Origin of the sequence: Microbacterium sp. TPD7012 (assembly GCF_003075395.1) — a bacterium.
Lineage (GTDB): Bacteria > Actinomycetota > Actinomycetes > Actinomycetales > Microbacteriaceae > Microbacterium.
This window is the reverse complement of the sequence record NZ_QDFV01000003.1, coordinates 46,706-64,477: the sequence shown is the minus strand read 5'-3', so window position 1 is coordinate 64,477 and position 17,772 is coordinate 46,706. Positions and strand designations below refer to the sequence as shown.

Genomic DNA, 17,772 nt, shown 5'->3' with positions numbered 1-17,772 from the left:
CACATGACAACCCACACCTTCGACATCGTCGTCCTGGGCGGCGGAAGCGGCGGCTACGCCGCGGCGCTCCGAGCCAGCGAGCTCGGCAAGTCGGTCGCCCTCATCGAGAAGGACAAGGTCGGCGGCACCTGCCTGCACCGCGGCTGCATCCCGACGAAGGCGCTGCTGCACGCGGCCGAGGTGGCCGAGCACGTGCGGGACGCGGCACACGTCGGCGTGACGGCGACGCTGGAGGGCATCGACCCGGCAGGCGTCCGCGCGTACCGCGAGGGCATCGTCGCGAAGAAGTTCAAGGGCCTCGAGGGGCTCGTCAAGGCGCGTGGCATCACCACCGTGGCCGGACTCGGCCGCCTCAACGCGGACCGCAGCATCAGCGTCGGCGATGACGTGTACGTCGGCGGCGACGTCGTCCTCGCCACCGGCTCGTACAGCCGATCGCTGCCCGGCCTCGAGATCGGCGGCCGCATCCTCACGAGCGAGCAGGCTCTCGCTCTCGACGTCATCCCGGAGCGGGTCCTCGTCCTCGGCGGCGGCGTGATCGGCGTCGAGTTCGCCAGCGTCTGGCGCTCCTTCGGCACCGAGGTCACGATCATCGAGGCGCTGCCGCACCTCGTTCCGAACGAGGACATCGCCCTCAGCAAGGGTCTCGAGCGCGCCTTCCGCCGTCGCGGGATCCAGTACTCGCTCGGCGTGCGCTTCCAGACCGCCTCGCAGGACGAGACCTCGGTCACGGTCACGCTGGAAGACGGCAAGGAGTTCACCGCCGACTACCTTCTCGTGGCCGTCGGACGCGGACCCGTCACCGCGGACCTCGGGTTCGAGGAGGCCGGCGTGAAGCTCGACCGCGGGTTCGTGACCGTCGACCAGGATCTTCGCACCGGCGTTCCCGGCGTCTGGGCCGTGGGTGACATCGTCCCCGGTCTCCAGCTCGCCCATCGCGGCTTCCAGCAGGGCATCGCCGTCGCCGAGCGCATCGCCGGTCTCTCGCCGGTCAACATCCCCGACGCCCAGATCCCCAAGGTCACCTACTCGAGCCCCGAGGTCGCCTCCGTCGGTGTGACCGAGGATGCCGCGATCGCCGAGCACGGCGCTGACGCGGTCGTCGCCTACGAGTACAACCTCGCCGGCAACGGCAAGAGCGAGATCATCGGGACCAGCGGACTGGTCAAGGTCGTCCGCCTCAAGGACGGGCCCGTCGTCGGCGTCCACCTGCTCGGCGACCGTGTCGGCGAGCTCATCACCGAGGGGCAGCTCGCCGTCGCCTGGGAAGCGCACCCGGAGGACATCGCTCCGCTGATCCATGCGCACCCCACGCAGAGCGAAGCCCTCGGCGAAGCCTTCCTCGCATTGGCCGGAAAGCCGCTGCACGCCCTCTGAGCACCAACCGGTGCCCGAGTCACTAAGCTAGATACGCGTCATACAACTTCTTGAAGGAGACTCAGTCATGAGCACATCCGTGGTCCTCCCCGCTCTCGGTGAGAGCGTCACAGAGGGTACGGTCACCCGCTGGCTCAAGCAGGTGGGCGACACCGTTCAGGCGGATGAGGGCCTGCTCGAGATCTCGACCGACAAGGTCGACACCGAGATCCCGTCCCCCGTCAGCGGTGTGATCGAGGAGATCCTCGTGGCCGAGGACGAGACCGTCGAGGTCGGCGCCCTGCTTGCGCGCATCGGCGACGGCAGCGCTGCGGCCCCGGCCGCGGATGCTCCGACCGAAGCCGCTCCCGGGGAAGCAGAAGCCGCACCTGCGGAAGCCGCTCCGGCAGCTGAGGCTCCCGTCGCCGAGGCGGCACCGGCAGCCGAGCCTGCTCCCGCTGCAGAGGCCGCGCCTGCCGCTGCACCCTCCGGCGACGCGAAGGACATCGTCCTCCCCGAACTCGGCGAGAGCGTGACCGAGGGCACCGTGACGCGCTGGCTGAAGCAGGTCGGCGACACCGTCGAGGTCGATGAGGCTCTCCTCGAGATCTCGACGGACAAGGTCGACACCGAGATCCCCTCGCCGGTCGCCGGCGTGCTGCAGGAGATCGTCGCCGCCGAAGACGAGACCGTCGCCGTCGGCGCCGTTCTCGCTCGCGTCGGTTCGGGCGCTGCACCCGCCGCTCCGGCACCGGCTGCTGAGGCACCGGCCGCTGAGGCACCAGCTGCTCCTGCCGCTGAGGCTCCGGTGGCTCAGGCCCCCGCAGCCGAGGCCGCGCCGGCACCGGTCGCTCCCGCACCCGCTGCGGCACCCGCTGAGCCGGCCCCTGCCGCCGCATCCGCACCCGCTGCTCCGGCAGCCGAGCCTGACGCGCCGAAGCTCAGCCTGCCGACCGAGAACGACAACCTCTACGTCACGCCGCTGGTTCGCCGCCTGGCCGCCCAGCAGGGCGTCGACCTGGCGTCGGTCACCGGCACCGGCGTCGGCGGTCGCATCCGCAAGGAAGACGTTCTGAAGGCGGCAGAGACCGCTGCTGCCCCGGCGGCGGCCGCTCCGGCAGCTGCCGCTCCGGCACCGCTCGAGGTCTCGCCGCTGCGCGGAACCACGCAGCCGATGTCTCGCCTGCGCAAGGTCCTCGCGAAGCGCGCGGTGGAGTCCATGCAGCAGACGGCGCAGCTGACGACGGTCGTCGAGGTCGATGTCACGGCCCTCGCGGACTACCGCGACAGCGTGAAGGCCTCCTTCCTGGAGAAGACCGGCGACAAGCTGTCCTTCCTCCCGTTCTTCGCTCTCGCGACCGCTGAGGCCCTGCAGGCCTTCCCCATCGTGAACGCGACGGTCGACGGCGAGAACATCGTCTACCCCGCGAGCGAGAACGTGTCGATCGCGGTCGACACCGAGCGCGGACTGCTCACGCCGGTGCTCCGTGACGCGGCGTCGAAGAACATCGCGCAGATCGCCCACGAGATCGCCGATCTCGCCGCGCGCACGCGTGACAACAAGCTGAAGCCGGACGAGCTCGCGGGCGGCACCTTCACGCTGACGAACACGGGCTCGCGTGGCGCGCTGTTCGACACGCCCGTCGTGTTCCTCCCGCAGTCGGCCATCCTCGGAACCGGCACGGTCGTCAAGCGCCCGGGTCTGGTGAAGGTCGGCGGCGCTGACGCGATCGCGGTCCGCTCGTACGTCTACCTCGCGCTGTCGTACGATCACCGGATCATCGACGGCGCCGATGCCGCGCGCTTCCTCGGCGCGGTGAAGGCTCGTCTCGAGGCGGCGCAGTTCGCCGCACAGCTCGGAGCCTGACACTCCGCATCACTCTGGCTGGTCCGCGACGCCGTAGACGTCGCGGACCAGCCATCTTTCTTTCTGGCGCTCGAGCACCAGCATCTGCTCGGGCGCCGTCGTCGCGTCGGCGGCACCGTCATCCGGACGACCGCCGGCAAGACCGAGCCGCACCACGGCGACGTCGCCGTACTCGTCCACCAGTTCGACCGTCGGCGTGCCCTCTCCTCGGTCGCCGAGCACGTCGACCACGCCGACGGATCCCTCCGCGACGGCGTCTGCGCAGACCCGGTCCTCGGTCGTGTGGCACTCCGCGACCAATGCCAGCAGAGCGATGGCGGCCGCCTCGGGTCCGCCGTCGTCTGCGGGCGGAGACGGAGAGGCCGCCGCATCCGATCCCGCGTCTCCCGGCGCCGGACTCTCCGTCGCGTCGTCGGATGTCCACACCGGCGGAGCCGTGCGCCTGGCGGCATCCGCCGATTCCGCCGCATCGCCTGTCGGCCAGAGCAACCCGCCGGCGAGCACGACGGCCGCCGCACCGCCGGCGACGATCAACGCGCGCCGCCGAGACGACGAGCGTGGGGCGTCAGATTCCGCCGCCGTCCGCCGGACCGCGGAGCCACCGGTCCGCCCCTCGAGACGCGCGCGGATGCCGGATGCGATCGACCGCAGCATGCCGAACCCGACAGCGAAGGGCGACCTCTCCCGCCGCTCACTCGACGAACGCGACCGCAGTCCGCCTCTCCTCATCCCGCGAACAGGCGTCAGGGACCGGTCGACGTCGACAGCGGTGCGAGCGACGTCGCGTGCACGCTCCGGGGCATGCGACTCCCGGCCGATCGGACGGGGTGCCGCGATGGCAAGCAGCTCCTTCTCCCACTCCTCCAGCAGTCGCCGCGGCACGCGCGGCTGCGGAAGCGCTTTGACGAGCCCCTGCTGCACCCCGCCGAGGACACGGGTCAGCGCCTTGTCTCCGGAGTGCTCCGTGAGGCGCTCGATGATCTCCGCGGCTCCTGACCGCGGGTCCTCTCCCTGGCCGAGGACGAGGATGGGGCGGCCGCCGTCGGTCAGCCACCACACCCCCGTCTGCACCCCGGCGGCACCTTCTCCGAGCTCGTCGAGTCCTCGCAGCAGGCTCACCACGAGCGTGCTGCACTCCCCCGACGACAACGCGGAGCCGGCGGCCGCGCGGCGGACCAGGAACCCCAGCGCCCGGTCGGTGCACCATGGCAGCAGCGCGTCGTGTCCGTCGGCACGCCGGATGACGTCGACCGGACCCGCGACATGCTCCGCTCCCGCGAAGCGCCACCCCACCCATCCGGCGAGAGCGGTGGCATCCACCCGCACGGCCACTGCGTCCCCACGAGTGACCAGTACGCCGGAGAACGGTCCTTCTGTCGGATCGAGAGCCCGGACCACCCGATGCGCACCCGGGAGGAGCGCGGTGCCCCGGTCTTCGATCTCGACGTCTGCCATGTCCCCATCAGAGCGGACCAGCGATCGACGCGGTGGCGAACGAGGACGATGGGGAGGAATTCATGGAGCTCGGCGAATGTGCAGAACCAGTCGCCCGGCGCCCGCTCCGCTGGGCGCGAACTCGGCATCACGGCATCCGCGAACTCGGTAGGCTGGTCCCCATGGCAAAGCGTGCTCCCGAACCCGAGAAGCGTCCTGGGTTCTTCTCCCAGATCAAGTCCCTCTTCCGGTTCACCCGTGAGGTCTACCCGTGGCTTCCGTGGCTCCAGGTGGGCATCCTTCTCATCGGCGTGCTCCTCGGCCTCGTCGCCGGGTACCTGATCCCCCCGTTCCAGATCTGGACGCTCGTGCTGTGGGGCATCACCGGTCTGATGCTGGGTGTGCTCGGGTCGCTCTTCCTGATGACCCGGCTGTCGACGTCGGCGATGTACTCGAAGATCGACGGCATGCCCGGTGCGACGGGACACGTTCTCAGCACCAGCCTCGGCCGCAGCTGGCAGGCATCGGAGACGCCCGTCGGGATCAACCCCAAGACGCAGGAGGCGGTCTATCGCACCATCGGCCGCGGCGGCATCGTCGTCGTCGGCGAAGGTGCCCGTGGACGGCTGACCCGTCTCATCAACGAGGAGCGCAGCAAGGCGCAGCGCGTCGCGCACGGCGTGCCCGTCACGGTCCTGTACGTCGGCCACGGCGATGACGAGGTCGCCATCGCGGACCTCTCGAAGACCATCAAGAAGCTCCCCAAGGCGATCGACAAGACCACCATGGCCGCGGTCATCCGACGCATCGACTCCGTCTCGCAGTCGCTGTCGTCGCTGCCGATCCCGAAGGGCATCGACCCCACGAAGGTCCGCGCTCAGCGTCCGCGCTGATCCCGCGACATCCGCCACGACGAGCGCGGCCGCCCTCATTCCGAGGAGCGGCCGCGCTTTCGTTCACTCCGAGAGCGGCTGGCGGGGCAGGCGGCGCACCTTGGCGCGGCGACGACGCCGCTCCGGGACCATGGAGCGCATCTCGTCCAGCTTGCCGAAGCAGAAGAGCCGGTCCTCGGCCTCGAGGACGACGTGCTTGCGCGGGTTCGGGATCACGCTGACGCCACGGTGCAGCGTGAGAACGGTGATGTCGCGCTCCCAGAGGCCCGCCTCGCCGAGGGTCTTCCCCACGAGGTCGACAGCGCCGTGGACCATCAGCTCGGCCACGCCGTAGCCCGTGGAGACGGTCAGCCGCTGCCGCACATCGATCTCAGGGAACGCGACCTGGCCGGCGATGTAGTCGATGATCGCTCCCGCGACGTCGAGCTTGGTGGCGCTCTCGATGCCCTGCAGGCCCGGCGAGGAGTTGACCTCCATCACGAGAGGCCCGTCCTCCCCTTCGAGCATGTCGACACCCGCGACGCGCAGACCCATGATCTGTGCCGATCGCACCGCCGCGCGCTCGTACACCGGGTCGAGTTCGATCGCCGCGACCGATCCGCCGCGGTGCACGTTCGAGCGGAACTCATCGCCGGCCGCGGAGCGCCGCATGGCCGCGACGACCCGGTCGCCGACGACGAGCGCGCGGATGTCGCGGCCGCGGCTCTCGGAGATGAACTTCTGGATGAGCACGTTCTGCTTCGTGGAGTGCAGCGTCTCGATGATCGCCTCGGCGACCTTCACCTGCGGTGCGAGGATGACGCCGATCCCCTGCGTGCCCTCGAGCAGCTTGATCACGACCGGCGCACCGCCGACGCGCTCGATGGCAGGGCGCACGTCGGCGCGGTTGCGGACGAAGGCCGTCGGCGGCATCGCGATGTTGTGACGGGAGAGGATCTGGTTGGCGCGCAGCTTGTCCCGCGCACTCGAGATGCCGTTGGCCGTGTTCGGCGTGTAGACGTCCATCTGCTCGAACTGCCGCACGACAGCCGTGCCGAAGTAGGTGATCGAGTTGCCGATGCGGGGCAGGATCGCGTCGTAGTCGCTGAGCTGACGTCCCCGGTAGTGCAGGTCGGGTTCATCTGCCGTCAGGTCGATCGCGAAGCGCAGCGTGTTGAGCACCTTGACGTTGTGACCGCGCTGAAGCGCGGCCGCACGCAGTCGCTGGGTGGAGTACGCCTGCGGCGCACGGGAGAGCACTGCGATCTTCACGGGGATTTCCTGCCAGGATGTATCAGGTGAGTAGGTCTACCCATTCAAACACCCTTACGGGGTGGCGCGAGTGGGTGAGCCTTCCGGATCTGGGAGTCGACTGGCTCAAAGCCAAGATCGACACCGGCGCCCGCACCTCCTCGCTGCACGCGTTCGACGTCGACGAGTTCGAGCGCGAGGGCGAGGACTGGGTCCGATTCCGCGTCAAGCCCTGGCAGGACAGCCAGGAGGATGCCGTCGTCGTCGAGACGCCCGTCCACGACCGGCGCGCGGTGCGAAGCTCTTCCGGACACGCGCAGGAGCGCCTGGTCGTGAAGCTCCTCGTGCGTCTCGTCGATCGGGAGGTTCTCGCGGAGGTCACGCTCAGCAATCGCGACGAGATGGGCTTCCGCATGCTGATCGGGCGCGAGGCCCTGCGCCGCGGGTACATCGTGGACCCCGCGCGCTCGTTCCTCGGTGGCCGGGCGCCGCGAGAGGCACGACGCCGCAACCGCGGCCGGATCTGACGCGCACTCAGGCGCGGATCAGGACCGTCCCTATCGCCTTGTCGTGCAGGCCGCGCTGATCCGCGTCCCAGATCACGGCCGGCACGACCACGATCAGCAGCAGGGTGCGCACGATCGGTCGCCACAGGCCGACCCAGGCGCCGTCCAGGCGCACGACGCGCATGCCGAGGATCCGGTGGCCCGGGCTGCCGCCGGCGGTCGGGATGAAGAGGATCTGCAGGAGCGCGAACACCATCATCGGCGCGAACTGGGACAGCCCAGCCTCGGTGGGCAGCGCGAACTGGTCGAACCCGAGGAAGGCCGTCGCGATGATCGTCGCCGCGGCGTAGTCGATGGCGAGAGCACCGATGCGGCGACCGACTCTGGCCACGCTTCCCGGGCCCGAGGTCGGCAGTCCGAGTCGTTCACCGGGGTACGTGTTCACAGCATCCGTCACTGCTCCAGCCTAGGCGACCCCTGTAACATGCCCGAAACAATACGGACACCCTGGGGAAACGCCCCAGCCGTACTGTGCACAATGGCCGTGAAGCCATCGATCCGCAATCCAGGAGTCGTACATGTTCAAAGATTCGTCCGAGGTTCTGAGCTACATCAAGGAGAACGACGTCAAGTTCCTTGACATCCGTTTCACCGATCTCCCGGGTGTGCAGCAGCACTTCAACATTCCTGCGGCGACGGTCGACGAGGCGTTCTTCACGGAGGGCCAGCTCTTCGACGGCTCCTCGATCCGCGGTTTCGCGAGCATCCACGAGTCCGACATGCAGCTCATCCCCGATGTCACGACGGCGTACATCGACCCCTTCCGCGAGGCGAGCACCCTCGTGATGATCTTCGACATCTACAACCCGCGCACCGGTGAGATCTACTCGAAGGACCCGCGTCAGGTCGCCAAGAAGGCCGAGAAGTACCTCGCGTCCACCGGCATCGCCGACACGGCCTACTTCGCCCCCGAGGCCGAGTTCTACATCTTCGACGACGTCCGTTACTCGGTCACCGCCGGTGAGAGCTTCTACAAGGTCGACTCCGAGGAGGCCGCGTGGAACACCGGCCGCGAGGAAGAGGGCGGGAACCTCGCCAACAAGACCCCGTACAAGGGCGGCTACTTCCCCGTCTCCCCCGTCGACAAGACGGCAGACCTGCGCGACGACATCACGCTCAAGCTGATCGAGGCGGGCTTCATCCTGGAGCGCTCGCACCACGAGGTCGGCACCGCGGGCCAGCAGGAGATCAACTACCGCTTCGACACGATGGTCCACGCGGCGGACGACATCCTGAAGTTCAAGTACATCGTCAAGAACACGGCTGACGAGTGGGGCAAGGTCGCGACCTTCATGCCCAAGCCGCTCTACGGCGACAACGGCTCCGGCATGCACACGCACCAGTCGCTGTGGGATGGCGGCAAGCCGCTGTTCTACGACGAGGCCGGCTACGGACAGCTCAGCGACATCGCGCGCTGGTACATCGGCGGCATCCTGGCCCACGCGCCGGCGCTCCTCGCCTTCACGAACCCGACCCTGAACAGCTACCACCGTCTGGTCAAGGGCTTCGAGGCTCCGGTCAACCTGGTCTACTCGGCCGGCAACCGCTCCGCTGCGATCCGCATCCCGATCACGGGCTCGAACCCGAAGGCCAAGCGCATCGAATTCCGCGCACCCGACGCCTCCGGCAACCCGTACCTCGCGTTCGCCGCACAGCTGATGGCGGGCCTCGACGGCATCAAGAACCGCATCGAGCCGCACGAGCCGGTCGACAAGGACCTCTACGAGCTTCCCCCCGAGGAGGCCAAGGGCATCCCGCAGGTCCCGAACTCCCTGCTGGACTCGCTCGACGCACTGGCGGAGGACCACCAGTTCCTCCTCGAGGGCGGCGTGTTCACCAAGGAGCTCATCGAGACCTGGATCTCGTACAAGTACGAGAACGAGATCCTGCCGATGGCCCAGCGCCCGCACCCGTTCGAGTACGAGCTGTACTTCGGCGTCTGATCCAGATCACCGTCGAGAGCCCCCGGAGCATCGCTCCGGGGGCTCTCGTCGTACACCCCGGCGACCTAACGCGCGGTGTGACGATCCGCAACCCCCTCGGCCCGGCGGGAGGAGGCGAACAGGATGGGAGTTCCACCGATGCGAAAGGGACGACACCCATGACCGACACCACCCCCACCCAGCGGGTCGCCGAGCTGATCAAGGACTTCCGCTTCGCGATGTTCACCACGCGCAACGCCAACGATCGGCTGGTCTCCCATCCACTCACCGTGCAGGAGGCGGAGTTCGACGGAGACCTCTGGTTCCTCGTCTCCCGCAGCGCCTCCCTCGTCGCCGACATCGCGAAGGACGAACGCGTCGGGATCTCTCTGAGCTCGAACGACTCGTGGGTGTCGCTCTCGGGCACCGCCGCCCTCGTCGAGGACAAGGCCAAGGTGAAAGAGCTGTGGAGCCCGACCGTCGAAGCGTGGTTCACGAACGGCCCGGACGACCCCGACGTCGGACTGCTGAAGTTCTCCGCCGAATCCGCCGAGTACTGGGACAGCCCCGGCGGGAAGATCGCCTCGCTCTTCAGCTTCGTGAAGTCGAAGATCACGGGTGAGCCCTACGACGCCGAGAACGAGACGGTGGAGCTCTCCGGCAAGTGACTGTTCGCTACGCGGCGTCGCGCTCCCCGTCAAGGGCCTGCGCGACGCCGCGTCGCGGCTGTACGTTCGCAGCATGTGGACCGTACTGATCATCCTGCTCGTCGCCTGGGCCATCGTGGCTGTCGTGGGATTCGCGATCGAGGGTCTCCTGTGGATCGCCATCATCGGGATCATCCTCTTCGTCGGGACGATCCTCTTCGGCGTCATCCGCAACCGCACCCCGAAAGCCTGATGCGGCTCCTCGCGTGTCCGGCCGGTTGTCCGCGCGGATGAGGGATGATCGACGGGTGAGTCTTACAACCGACCGGGGGAATCATGCGGCGTAGAAGAGTGATCGCGAAGACGGATGCTGCGCCGGTCGCCGGGACGCCGGAGCTGAAGCGCTCCCAGCCGTCCAACGGCGTGGCAGCGTACGCGCGGACGAACCCGTTCATGTTCGGCCTGCTCGGCGCGCTCGGCGTTCTGGTCGCGCTGGTGATCGGCGGGATCGTCGACCAGCTCGCCACGGTTCTCGTCTACATCGGCGTGGCCGTCTTCCTCGCGCTCGGCCTCGACCCGATCGTCCGTTTCATCGAGCAGAAGCTCCCCCGTGCCGCCGCTGTCGCCATCGTCGTGGCCGTTGTCGTTCTCGCGTTCGCCGGCATCATCCTCGCGATCGTTCCGCTCCTCGTCGAGCAGATCAGCAACCTGATCAAGAACGGTCCGACGATGATCGAGGACTTCATGAACACCGACTGGTTCAAGGACGTCAGCGGCCAGTTCGGCTCGACGATCGAGGAAGCCGTCCAGGGCGTCCTCGGGTTCTTCCAGGATCCCGGCAACTTCGCCGACATCGGCGGCGGCGTCTTCGCGGTGGGTGCCGGCATCGCCGGCGGCTTCACCGGCATCACGATCGTCCTGATCCTCACCCTCTACTTCATGGCATCCCTGCGCGGCATGAAGCGCACCGCCGCCCGCTTCGTCCCGGCATACCAGCGCGACACGTTCAGCGAGCTGCTGGAGGACGTCTCCGGCGCCGTCGGCCGCTACGTCATCGGTCAGGCGAGCCTCGCCCTCATCAACGGCGTGCTGAGCCTCATCTTCCTGAGCATCATCGGCGCTCCCGTGCCGGCGCTGCTCGCACTCATCGCCTTCATCGGCTCGATGATCCCGCTGGTCGGAACGCTGACCGCCTCGATCATCAACTCGCTGATCTGCCTCTTCGTCTCGCCGCTGACCGCACTGATCGCGATCGGCTACTACCTCGTCTACATGCAGATCGAGGCATACGTGCTCTCGCCGCGCATCATGAGCAAGGCCGTGGCCGTCCCCGGCGCACTCGTCGTGATCGCGGCGGTCGCCGGTGGTGCCCTCGGCGGCATCCTCGGAGCGCTCGTCGCGATCCCGGTCGCCGCCAGCATCATCATCATCGTGCAGAAGGTGACGTTCCCCGCTCAGGACCGGAAGACCGTCCCGCCCGTCGTCACGATGTGACGGCTTCTCAGCGGACGAGCAGGGCGCCCGGCTGCACCCGCACGTCGAATGCGGAGACCTCGCCCATCTCCTCGCCGTCGATCTCGAAGACGAGCGGTGTGTCCAGTTCGACGGAGATCTTCTCCACGGGCAGGTGACGCGCCGAGTCCGTGCTCACGGCCTCGTCGGTCGCGCCGAACAGACGACGGATGCCGTTGTCCCAGACGAACGAGCGCACGGTGTCGAGCCACTGCAGCGCGCCGTCGGCGCTGATCATGAGGACGTCGAGCTTGCCGTCGTCGAGGACGGCGTCCGGCAGCAGGCGGATGCCGCCCTGCACCATGCCGCAGTTGCCGATGAGCATGGTGTGGCCGCGCACCGCGACCGCCTTCTCGCCGTCGATCGCGAGGGTGATGTCGGTCATCTCGGTGCCGGCGAGGGCACGCCCCATCGCCTCGACGTAGGCGAGCCATCCGGCCTTCGACTTGAGGTCGTCATCCGTCTCGACGAGCATCTGCGCGTCGACACCGAAGCCGACCATCACAGCGAAGGCGTGCTCGGTGCCGTCGTACGACACCCAGCCGAGGTCGATGCGCCGCGGCTCGGCGTCGCGGACGCGCTCGAGAGCGGCCTTCACGTTGTTGAGCGGCACCTCGAGGTTGCGCGCGAGCAGGTTGCCGGTGCCCTGCGGCACGATCCCGATCGCGGTCTCCGAGTCTGCCAGGGACTCCGCGACCGCACGGACGGTCCCGTCTCCGCCGACCGCGATGACGATGTCCCGGCCGTCCTCCACGGCCTCACGGGCCATCCCCCGGCCCGGATCCTCGGGAGTGGTCTCCCACCAGCGGATGTCGGTCCGGTCGTCGAACACGCCGCTGACAGCATCCTGCAGAACCTCCTGCTCGACCTTCGAGGGATTCCAGACGATGCCGATGCGTGCGTGGGTCATAGCGTCAGCATGAGTCACGGCTTCGGATACTGCAAATTCGCGGTATCGCGCTACCCGTAGAAGAGGTGCTCGAAGGCCTTCCGCGCTCGTCGCGTCACCCCGAGATAGTCCTCTTCGAGCTCGGTCGCCGACCGGTCGGGATAGCCCAGCAGCCGAGCGATCGCATCGAGTTCGCGACGATCGGCGGGCAGCACATCGCTCGTCTTCCCGGTCAGGAGCGTGATCGCGGAGCGCAGACGGCTCGCCAGCCGCCAGGCCTCTCGCAGCAGCACGGCGTCGGATTCCGGCACCAGGTCAGCCGCGACGGCCGCGTCCAGCGCCGAGAGCGTCGAGGTCGTCCGCAGCCCGGGGACGTCGTGGGCGTGCTGGAGCTGGAGCAGCTGCACGAGCCACTCGACATCGCTGAGCGTGCCGGGACCGAGCTTGAGGTGCCGCCGCGGGTCGGCTCCCTGGGGCAGCCTCTCCCCCTCGACGCGCGCCTTGATCCGCTTGATCTCGCGGGTGCCCTGCAGATCGACGGTCTCGGGATAGCGGATCGAATCCGCGAGCGCCGTGAAACGGGCGACGAGCTTGGAGCTTCCGGCGATCCCCCTGGCCCGGAGCAGAGCCTGCGCCTCCCAGGAGAGCGACCACCGTCGGTAGTACTCCGTATATGCCTCGATGGACCGTACGACGGGGCCCTGACGGCCTTCCGGGCGGAGATCGGCATCCAGGTCCAGCGGCACGCGATGATCCGTGAGATGCTCGCGCAGTCCCGCGACGATCTGGGTGGCGAGCGTCTGCGCGCGCTGACCGTCCACGCCGTTGGCGTCGTAGACGTAGAGGATGTCCGCGTCGGACCCGAAGCCGAGCTCCGCGCCGCCGAAGCGCCCCATGGCGATCACCGCGAAGTCCAGCGCGTCGTCCTCGGGCGGCACGACCTCCCGGATGACAGCGCGCAGCGCGGCCTGGATCGTCGCCTCGGTGATCTCGGTGAGCGCCGTCGCGACCTCCTCGATCGTCAGCACGTCGAGGACTCCGCCCATGGCCGTGCGCAGGAGCTCGCGACGCCGCAGCGCACGGACGGCCCGCAGGGCGTCGGTGACCGTCTCATGTCGGGTCTGGATCGCCCTCGCCTCCTCGTCCAGCGCCGCCGCGCCGCGCGGACGCAGGCGCTCGGCGCTGTCGAGCCAGGCGACCGACTCGGGGATCCACTCCATCAGCTCGCCGATGTAGCGGGACGACGACAGCAGGCGCGTCAGGCTCTCCGCCGCTCCCGAGGAGTCGCGCAGCATGCGGAGGAACCACGGGGTGTCGCCCAGGCGCTCGCTGATGCGTCGGAAGGCGATGAGGGCGTAGTCGGGGTCGCTGCCATCGGCGAACCAGCGCACCATGATCGGCATCAGGGCTCGCTGGATCGTCACCTTGCGGCTGAGTCCGGTGGTCAGCGCGCCGATATGGCGCAGCGCCCCTGCGGGGTCACGGAATCCGATGGCCGTGAGGCGGTCGTGCGCCTGAGCCGCAGAGAGGGTGCGCTCCTCCTCGGGGAGGCCGGCGACAGCGCTGAGCAGCGGCCGATAGAACAGGCGCGTGTGGATCTCGCGCACCTCGCGCCGCACGCTCTCCCAGCGCGTCCAGATGCCCTCGCCGCTGTCGGCCAGTCCGGTGCCGCGCGCGAGCACGCGCCGTCCGGCCGGGGTGCGCGGCAGCAGGTGCGTGCGGCTCAGCTCCCGCAGCTGGAGACGGTGCTCCATCAGCCGGAGGATGCGATAGTCGTCTGCGAACGTGGCGGCATCCGCTCGACCGATGTACCCGCCGGCGACGAGCGCATCGAGGCTCTCGAGGGTGCCTCGGGTGCGCAGCGACTCATCGGTGAGACCGTGGACGAGCTGCAGAAGCTGCACGGTGAACTCGATGTCCCGCAGCCCGCCGGCGCCCAGTTTCAGCTGATAGGGCGCGTCTTCCGGGTCGATGTGCTCCGTCACGCGCTCGCGCATGCGCTGCACGCTCTCGACGAAGTCCTCTCTGGCGGCGCTGGACCAGATCTTCGGCTGCACCGCGGCGATGTACTCGGCCCCCAGCTCGGTGTCGCCGGCGAGAGGGCGCGCCTTGAGCAGCGCCTGGAACTCCCAGCTCTTGGCCCAGCGGTCGTAGTAGGCGAGATGGGAGGCGAGCGAGCGCACCAGAGCACCCTGCTTGCCCTCGGGTCGCAGGTTGGCGTCGACCTCCCACAGCGGCGGCTCCACCTCGATGCTGTCGAGGCCGCGCATCGTCTCCCGCGCCAACCGGGTGGCGATGTCGATCGCCCGAGCCTCGGCGACGATCTCCTCGTCGCTCGTGCCGCCGACGAAGATGACGTCCACGTCGCTGACGTAGTTCAGCTCCCTGGCACCGGCCTTGCCCATCCCGATGATCGAGAGTCGGGTGGCCGCGATCTGCTCCTCCGGAATGGTGTCGCGCAGTCGAGCACGTGCGATGGCCAGGGAGGCCTCGAGGGCGGCTCCGGCCGCATCGGCGAGGGCAGCGGACACCGCCGCCACGACCGTCTGCGGCTCCGGATGCGTCAGATCGTAGGCGGCGATGCCGGCGAGACTCCGCCGATACGCGACCCGCACCGCGACGACGGCGGCGTCATCTCCGGAGCCGGCGAACCCGTTCCGTGTGCCCACCGCGGCCAGCATCTGCTCCCGCTGGACCTCCGGGGTGGGGAGCGCGGTGATCGGCTCCCCCAGCACGGACAGCTGCTCCGGATGCCGGAGGAAGAAGTCCGCGAGGCCCTCGGACGCGCCGAACACCCGCCAGACGCGATGGCGCGACTGCGGCTCCTTCAGCAGAGCCTTCAGCGGCACGGCGTCGCGTCGCGCGACGCGCACCATCCCGCGGACCGCCGCATCGGGATCGGCGGCGTCCGCCCCCTCGAGCAGCGACGATCTCGGCATGTCGAGGATCGTCGCCAGCTCGGAGAGGGATGCCGCGGCCTCGCTCAGCTCCGCGAAGCCGAGCCTGGCCAGAGCGGAGAGAGAGACGGAATCGTCCGGACGGGCCATGCGCGATTCTCAGAGGAGTTCGAGGTTGTTCTTCAGCTCCAGCGGCGTGACCTGCCCGCGGTAGGCCTCCCACTCCTTGCGCTTGTTGAGCAGCACGTAGTTGAACACCTGCTCCCCGAGCGTCTCGGCGACGAGTTCGGACGCCTCCATGAACTCGAGAGCGTGATCGAGGCTCGCCGGCAGCGCCGAGTAGCCCAGCGCGCGCCGTTCGGCGTCGCTCAGAGCCCACACGTTGTCCTCGGCCTCGGGCGGGAGCTCGTAGCCCTCCTCGATGCCCTTCAGGCCCGCGGCGAGCAGCAGGGAGTACGCCAGGTACGGGTTCGCCGCGGAATCCAGGGCGCGGTACTCGACACGCGAGGACTGCCCCTTGTTGGGCTTGTACATCGGCACCCGGACGAGCGCCGAGCGGTTCGCGTGGCCCCACGTGACGAAGCTCGGGGCCTCATCGCCGCCCCAGAGCCGCTTGTAGGAGTTCACGAACTGGTTGGTGACCGCGGCGATCTCGTTGGCGTGCCGCAGGAGACCGGCGATGAAATGGCGTCCGGTCTTGGAGAGCTGGTACTTCGCACCCTCTTCGTAGAAGGCGTTCTGGTCGCCCTCGAACAAGGACATGTGCGTGTGCATGCCGCTGCCCGGGTGACCGCTGAGGGGCTTCGGCATGAACGTCGCGTAGACGCCCTGCTCGATCGCCACCTCCTTGATGACCGTGCGGAACGTCATGATGTTGTCCGCCGTCGTCAGCGCGTCGGCGTACCGGAGGTCGATCTCGTTCTGGCCGGGGCCGCCCTCGTGATGGCTGAATTCCACGGAGATGCCGAGATCCTCCAGCATCCGCACCGACCGACGACGGAAGTCGTGCGCCGTGCCTCCCGGCACGTTGTCGAAGTAGCCGGCGGAGTCCACCGGCACCGGACCCTCGGGACCGAACGACGACGACTTGAGCAGGTAGAACTCGATCTCGGGGTGCGTGTAGAAGGTGAACCCGGCATCGGCGGCCTTCGCGAGCGTGCGCTTGAGAACCTGTCGCGGGTCGGCGACCGCCGGCTGCCCGTCGGGTGTCGTCAGGTCGCAGAACATGCGCGCCGTCGGATCGATCTCACCGCGCCAGGGCAGCGTCTGGAAAGTCGTCGGGTCGGGCTGCGCGAGCAGATCGGACTCGTGGCTGCGCGTGAGTCCCTCGATCGCCGAGCCGTCGAAACCGATACCCTCGGCGAAGGCGCCCTCGACCTCGGCCGGCGCGATCGCGACCGACTTGAGCGTGCCGATGACGTCGGTGAACCACAGCCGCACGAACTTGACGCCGCGCTCCTCGATGGTCCGGAGGACGAAGTCCCTCTGCTTGTCCATGACTACTCTGCGCCCTGGCCCTTTGCGTCGCCCTTGACGTCCCAGCCCTGCTCGGCGGCTTCCTCTTCGGCCCAGGCGCGCGAACGCTCCTTGAGCACCTCCGGCGCACGAGCCGCCTCCGCCTCGGTGTCGAACGGTCCGACCCGGTCCACGGAGGGCGAGATCATGCCGAACTCGACCTGACCGGTCTCGGAGTTGTACCAGTACTTTGCGTCGCCGTCAGACATAGCTGCCCCTTCTTCGCGTGATGTCATCGATCCTACTGGCGTGTGCGGTGGTCGCTAAGCTATCGCCCATGGCAAAAGCGATCGGCGTCGACATCGGCGGCACGGGAATCAAAGCAGGAATCGTCGACCTCACGCACGGCACCATGGCCTCCGACCGGGTGCGCGTCCCCACTCCGGAGGGCGCATCGCCGCAGGATGTCCTCGTCGCCGTGCAGTCGGTGCTGAAGACCCTCGACGTGCACGACTCGACCATGCCGCTCGGCGTCGCCTTCCCGGCCATCGTCAAGCGCGGCAAGACGCTGTCGGCGGCGAACGTCTCGAAGGAATGGATCGACTTCGACGCGGAGCGGTTCTTCCGCGATGGCCTCGGTCGCAACATCGTGTTCGTGAACGACGCCGACGCGGCCGGTGTCGCCGAGGCACGCCACGGCGCCGCGAGAGACGTCCGCGGCCTCACGCTGCTGACCACCCTGGGCACCGGCATCGGCTCGGCCTTCCTGTACGACGGGATCCTCATCCCCAACACCGAGCTCGGCCACCTGAACTTCCGCGAGTTCGAGTCCGTCGAGCAGTGGGCCGCGACCTCGGCGCGCGAGCGCGAGAATCTCAGCTGGGAGGCCTGGGCGGAGCGCCTGCAGGCGTTCTACTCGCACATCGAGTTCCTCTTCAGCCCCGACCTGTTCGTGGTCGGCGGCGGCGTGTCGAAGAACGCCGGCGACTTCCTGCCGCTGCTCGAGCTAAAGACGCCGATCGTCCCGGCGATCCACCGCAACAACTCCGGCATCATCGGCGCGGCGTCGCTCGCGGGCGACTGAACAGCGGGAACCACGCAGAA

Annotated in this window: 16 protein-coding genes; 9 read left to right on the top strand and 7 right to left on the bottom strand. The window is 68.6% G+C overall.

Going from position 1 to position 17,772, the window contains the following annotated elements:
• The first annotated feature begins 3 nt into the window (after positions 1-3).
• Positions 4-1,377: a dihydrolipoyl dehydrogenase gene (gene lpdA / locus DC434_RS08360; RefSeq protein ID WP_116634850.1), complete on the top strand. Its 1,374-nt coding sequence runs from the start codon at positions 4-6 to the stop codon at positions 1,375-1,377.
• A 67-nt stretch (positions 1,378-1,444) separates the two neighbouring features.
• Positions 1,445-3,223: a 2-oxoglutarate dehydrogenase, E2 component, dihydrolipoamide succinyltransferase gene (sucB, locus tag DC434_RS08355; protein ID WP_116634849.1), complete on the top strand. Its 1,779-nt coding sequence runs from the start codon at positions 1,445-1,447 to the stop codon at positions 3,221-3,223.
• 9 nt (positions 3,224-3,232) lie between these two features.
• On the opposite strand, the gene DC434_RS20105 is transcribed toward sucB, so the two are convergent.
• Complete coding sequence (locus tag DC434_RS20105) at positions 3,233-4,678, bottom strand: hypothetical protein (RefSeq protein ID WP_165808034.1); 1,446 nt, start codon at positions 4,676-4,678, stop codon at positions 3,233-3,235.
• A gap of 161 nt (positions 4,679-4,839) precedes the next feature.
• Here DC434_RS20105 and DC434_RS08345 point away from each other — a divergent pair, with 161 nt between their 5' ends.
• Entirely contained in the window at positions 4,840-5,550 is a 711-nt protein-coding gene (locus DC434_RS08345; protein ID WP_116634848.1) for a DUF4191 family protein, read from the top strand.
• Positions 5,551-5,613: 63 nt separating this feature from the next.
• On the opposite strand, the gene DC434_RS08340 is transcribed toward DC434_RS08345, so the two are convergent.
• Positions 5,614-6,801, bottom strand: a complete 1,188-nt coding sequence (locus DC434_RS08340) for a RimK family alpha-L-glutamate ligase (protein ID WP_116634847.1) — start codon at positions 6,799-6,801, stop codon at positions 5,614-5,616.
• Positions 6,802-6,818: 17 nt separating this feature from the next.
• Here DC434_RS08340 and DC434_RS08335 point away from each other — a divergent pair, with 17 nt between their 5' ends.
• A complete protein-coding gene (locus tag DC434_RS08335; protein ID WP_116634846.1) occupies positions 6,819-7,307 on the top strand; it encodes a RimK/LysX family protein in 489 nt (162 codons plus the stop codon).
• Positions 7,308-7,314: 7 nt separating this feature from the next.
• Here the strand turns inward: DC434_RS08335 and DC434_RS08330 are convergent, their stop codons facing one another.
• Entirely contained in the window at positions 7,315-7,743 is a 429-nt protein-coding gene (locus tag DC434_RS08330; protein WP_165808033.1) for an RDD family protein, read from the bottom strand.
• A gap of 121 nt (positions 7,744-7,864) precedes the next feature.
• On the opposite strand from DC434_RS08330, the gene glnA (DC434_RS08325) reads away from it, so the two are divergent.
• From glnA (DC434_RS08325) to DC434_RS08315, 4 genes are all read left to right on the top strand, one after another.
• Positions 7,865-9,289, top strand: a complete 1,425-nt coding sequence (gene glnA / locus DC434_RS08325) for a type I glutamate--ammonia ligase (RefSeq protein WP_116634844.1) — start codon at positions 7,865-7,867, stop codon at positions 9,287-9,289.
• 158 nt (positions 9,290-9,447) lie between these two features.
• On the top strand, positions 9,448-9,936 hold the full coding sequence (locus tag DC434_RS08320; RefSeq protein ID WP_116634843.1) for a pyridoxamine 5'-phosphate oxidase family protein: 489 nt from the start codon (positions 9,448-9,450) through the stop codon (positions 9,934-9,936).
• Between the two features lie 73 nt (positions 9,937-10,009).
• Positions 10,010-10,168, top strand: coding sequence for a hypothetical protein (locus DC434_RS20100; RefSeq protein ID WP_165808032.1), 159 nt, complete (start codon positions 10,010-10,012; stop codon positions 10,166-10,168).
• Positions 10,169-10,251: 83 nt separating this feature from the next.
• The gene (locus tag DC434_RS08315; protein ID WP_116634842.1) at positions 10,252-11,409 is read left to right on the top strand and encodes an AI-2E family transporter; all 1,158 of its coding nucleotides are present in this window, start codon (positions 10,252-10,254) and stop codon (positions 11,407-11,409) included.
• A gap of 7 nt (positions 11,410-11,416) precedes the next feature.
• Here DC434_RS08315 and DC434_RS08310 read toward each other — a convergent pair whose 3' ends face one another.
• The 4 genes from DC434_RS08310 to DC434_RS08295 are packed head-to-tail and all read right to left on the bottom strand — an operon-like array spanning position 11,417 to position 16,937.
• Entirely contained in the window at positions 11,417-12,337 is a 921-nt protein-coding gene (locus DC434_RS08310; protein ID WP_116634841.1) for a diacylglycerol kinase family protein, read from the bottom strand.
• Positions 12,338-12,387: 50 nt separating this feature from the next.
• Complete coding sequence (locus DC434_RS08305; RefSeq protein WP_116634840.1) at positions 12,388-15,363, bottom strand: bifunctional [glutamine synthetase] adenylyltransferase/[glutamine synthetase]-adenylyl-L-tyrosine phosphorylase; 2,976 nt, start codon at positions 15,361-15,363, stop codon at positions 12,388-12,390.
• 9 nt (positions 15,364-15,372) lie between these two features.
• The gene (gene glnA, locus DC434_RS08300; RefSeq protein ID WP_116634839.1) at positions 15,373-16,710 is read right to left on the bottom strand and encodes a type I glutamate--ammonia ligase; all 1,338 of its coding nucleotides are present in this window, start codon (positions 16,708-16,710) and stop codon (positions 15,373-15,375) included.
• Between the two features lie 2 nt (positions 16,711-16,712).
• Complete coding sequence (locus DC434_RS08295) at positions 16,713-16,937, bottom strand: SPOR domain-containing protein (RefSeq protein WP_116634838.1); 225 nt, start codon at positions 16,935-16,937, stop codon at positions 16,713-16,715.
• Positions 16,938-17,005: 68 nt separating this feature from the next.
• On the opposite strand from DC434_RS08295, the gene ppgK reads away from it, so the two are divergent.
• Positions 17,006-17,752 carry a polyphosphate--glucose phosphotransferase gene (gene ppgK / locus DC434_RS08290; protein ID WP_116634837.1) on the top strand — a complete coding sequence of 249 codons (747 nt, stop codon included), beginning with the start codon at positions 17,006-17,008 and terminating at the stop codon, positions 17,750-17,752.
• Positions 17,753-17,772: the final 20 nt, after the last annotated feature.

Bases quoted from the DNA above. Each gene is read 5' to 3' on its own strand.
- DC434_RS08320 (WP_116634843.1), top strand. From the start codon at position 9,448: ATGACCGACACCACCCCCACCCAGCGGGTCGCCGAGCTGATCAAGGAC.
- DC434_RS20100 (WP_165808032.1), top strand. From the start codon at position 10,010: ATGTGGACCGTACTGATCATCCTGCTCGTCGCCTGGGCCATCGTGGCT.
- DC434_RS08305 (WP_116634840.1), bottom strand. From the start codon at position 15,363: ATGGCCCGTCCGGACGATTCCGTCTCTCTCTCCGCTCTGGCCAGGCTC.
- DC434_RS20105 (WP_165808034.1), bottom strand. From the start codon at position 4,678: ATGGCAGACGTCGAGATCGAAGACCGGGGCACCGCGCTCCTCCCGGGT.
- ppgK (WP_116634837.1), top strand. From the start codon at position 17,006: ATGGCAAAAGCGATCGGCGTCGACATCGGCGGCACGGGAATCAAAGCA.
- DC434_RS08310 (WP_116634841.1), bottom strand. From the start codon at position 12,337: ATGACCCACGCACGCATCGGCATCGTCTGGAATCCCTCGAAGGTCGAG.
- sucB (WP_116634849.1), top strand. From the start codon at position 1,445: ATGAGCACATCCGTGGTCCTCCCCGCTCTCGGTGAGAGCGTCACAGAG.
- DC434_RS08345 (WP_116634848.1), top strand. From the start codon at position 4,840: ATGGCAAAGCGTGCTCCCGAACCCGAGAAGCGTCCTGGGTTCTTCTCC.
- DC434_RS08335 (WP_116634846.1), top strand. From the start codon at position 6,819: ATGTATCAGGTGAGTAGGTCTACCCATTCAAACACCCTTACGGGGTGG.
- glnA (WP_116634844.1), top strand. From the start codon at position 7,865: ATGTTCAAAGATTCGTCCGAGGTTCTGAGCTACATCAAGGAGAACGAC.
- DC434_RS08295 (WP_116634838.1), bottom strand. From the start codon at position 16,937: ATGTCTGACGGCGACGCAAAGTACTGGTACAACTCCGAGACCGGTCAG.
- lpdA (WP_116634850.1), top strand. From the start codon at position 4: ATGACAACCCACACCTTCGACATCGTCGTCCTGGGCGGCGGAAGCGGC.
- glnA (WP_116634839.1), bottom strand. From the start codon at position 16,710: ATGGACAAGCAGAGGGACTTCGTCCTCCGGACCATCGAGGAGCGCGGC.
- DC434_RS08315 (WP_116634842.1), top strand. From the start codon at position 10,252: ATGCGGCGTAGAAGAGTGATCGCGAAGACGGATGCTGCGCCGGTCGCC.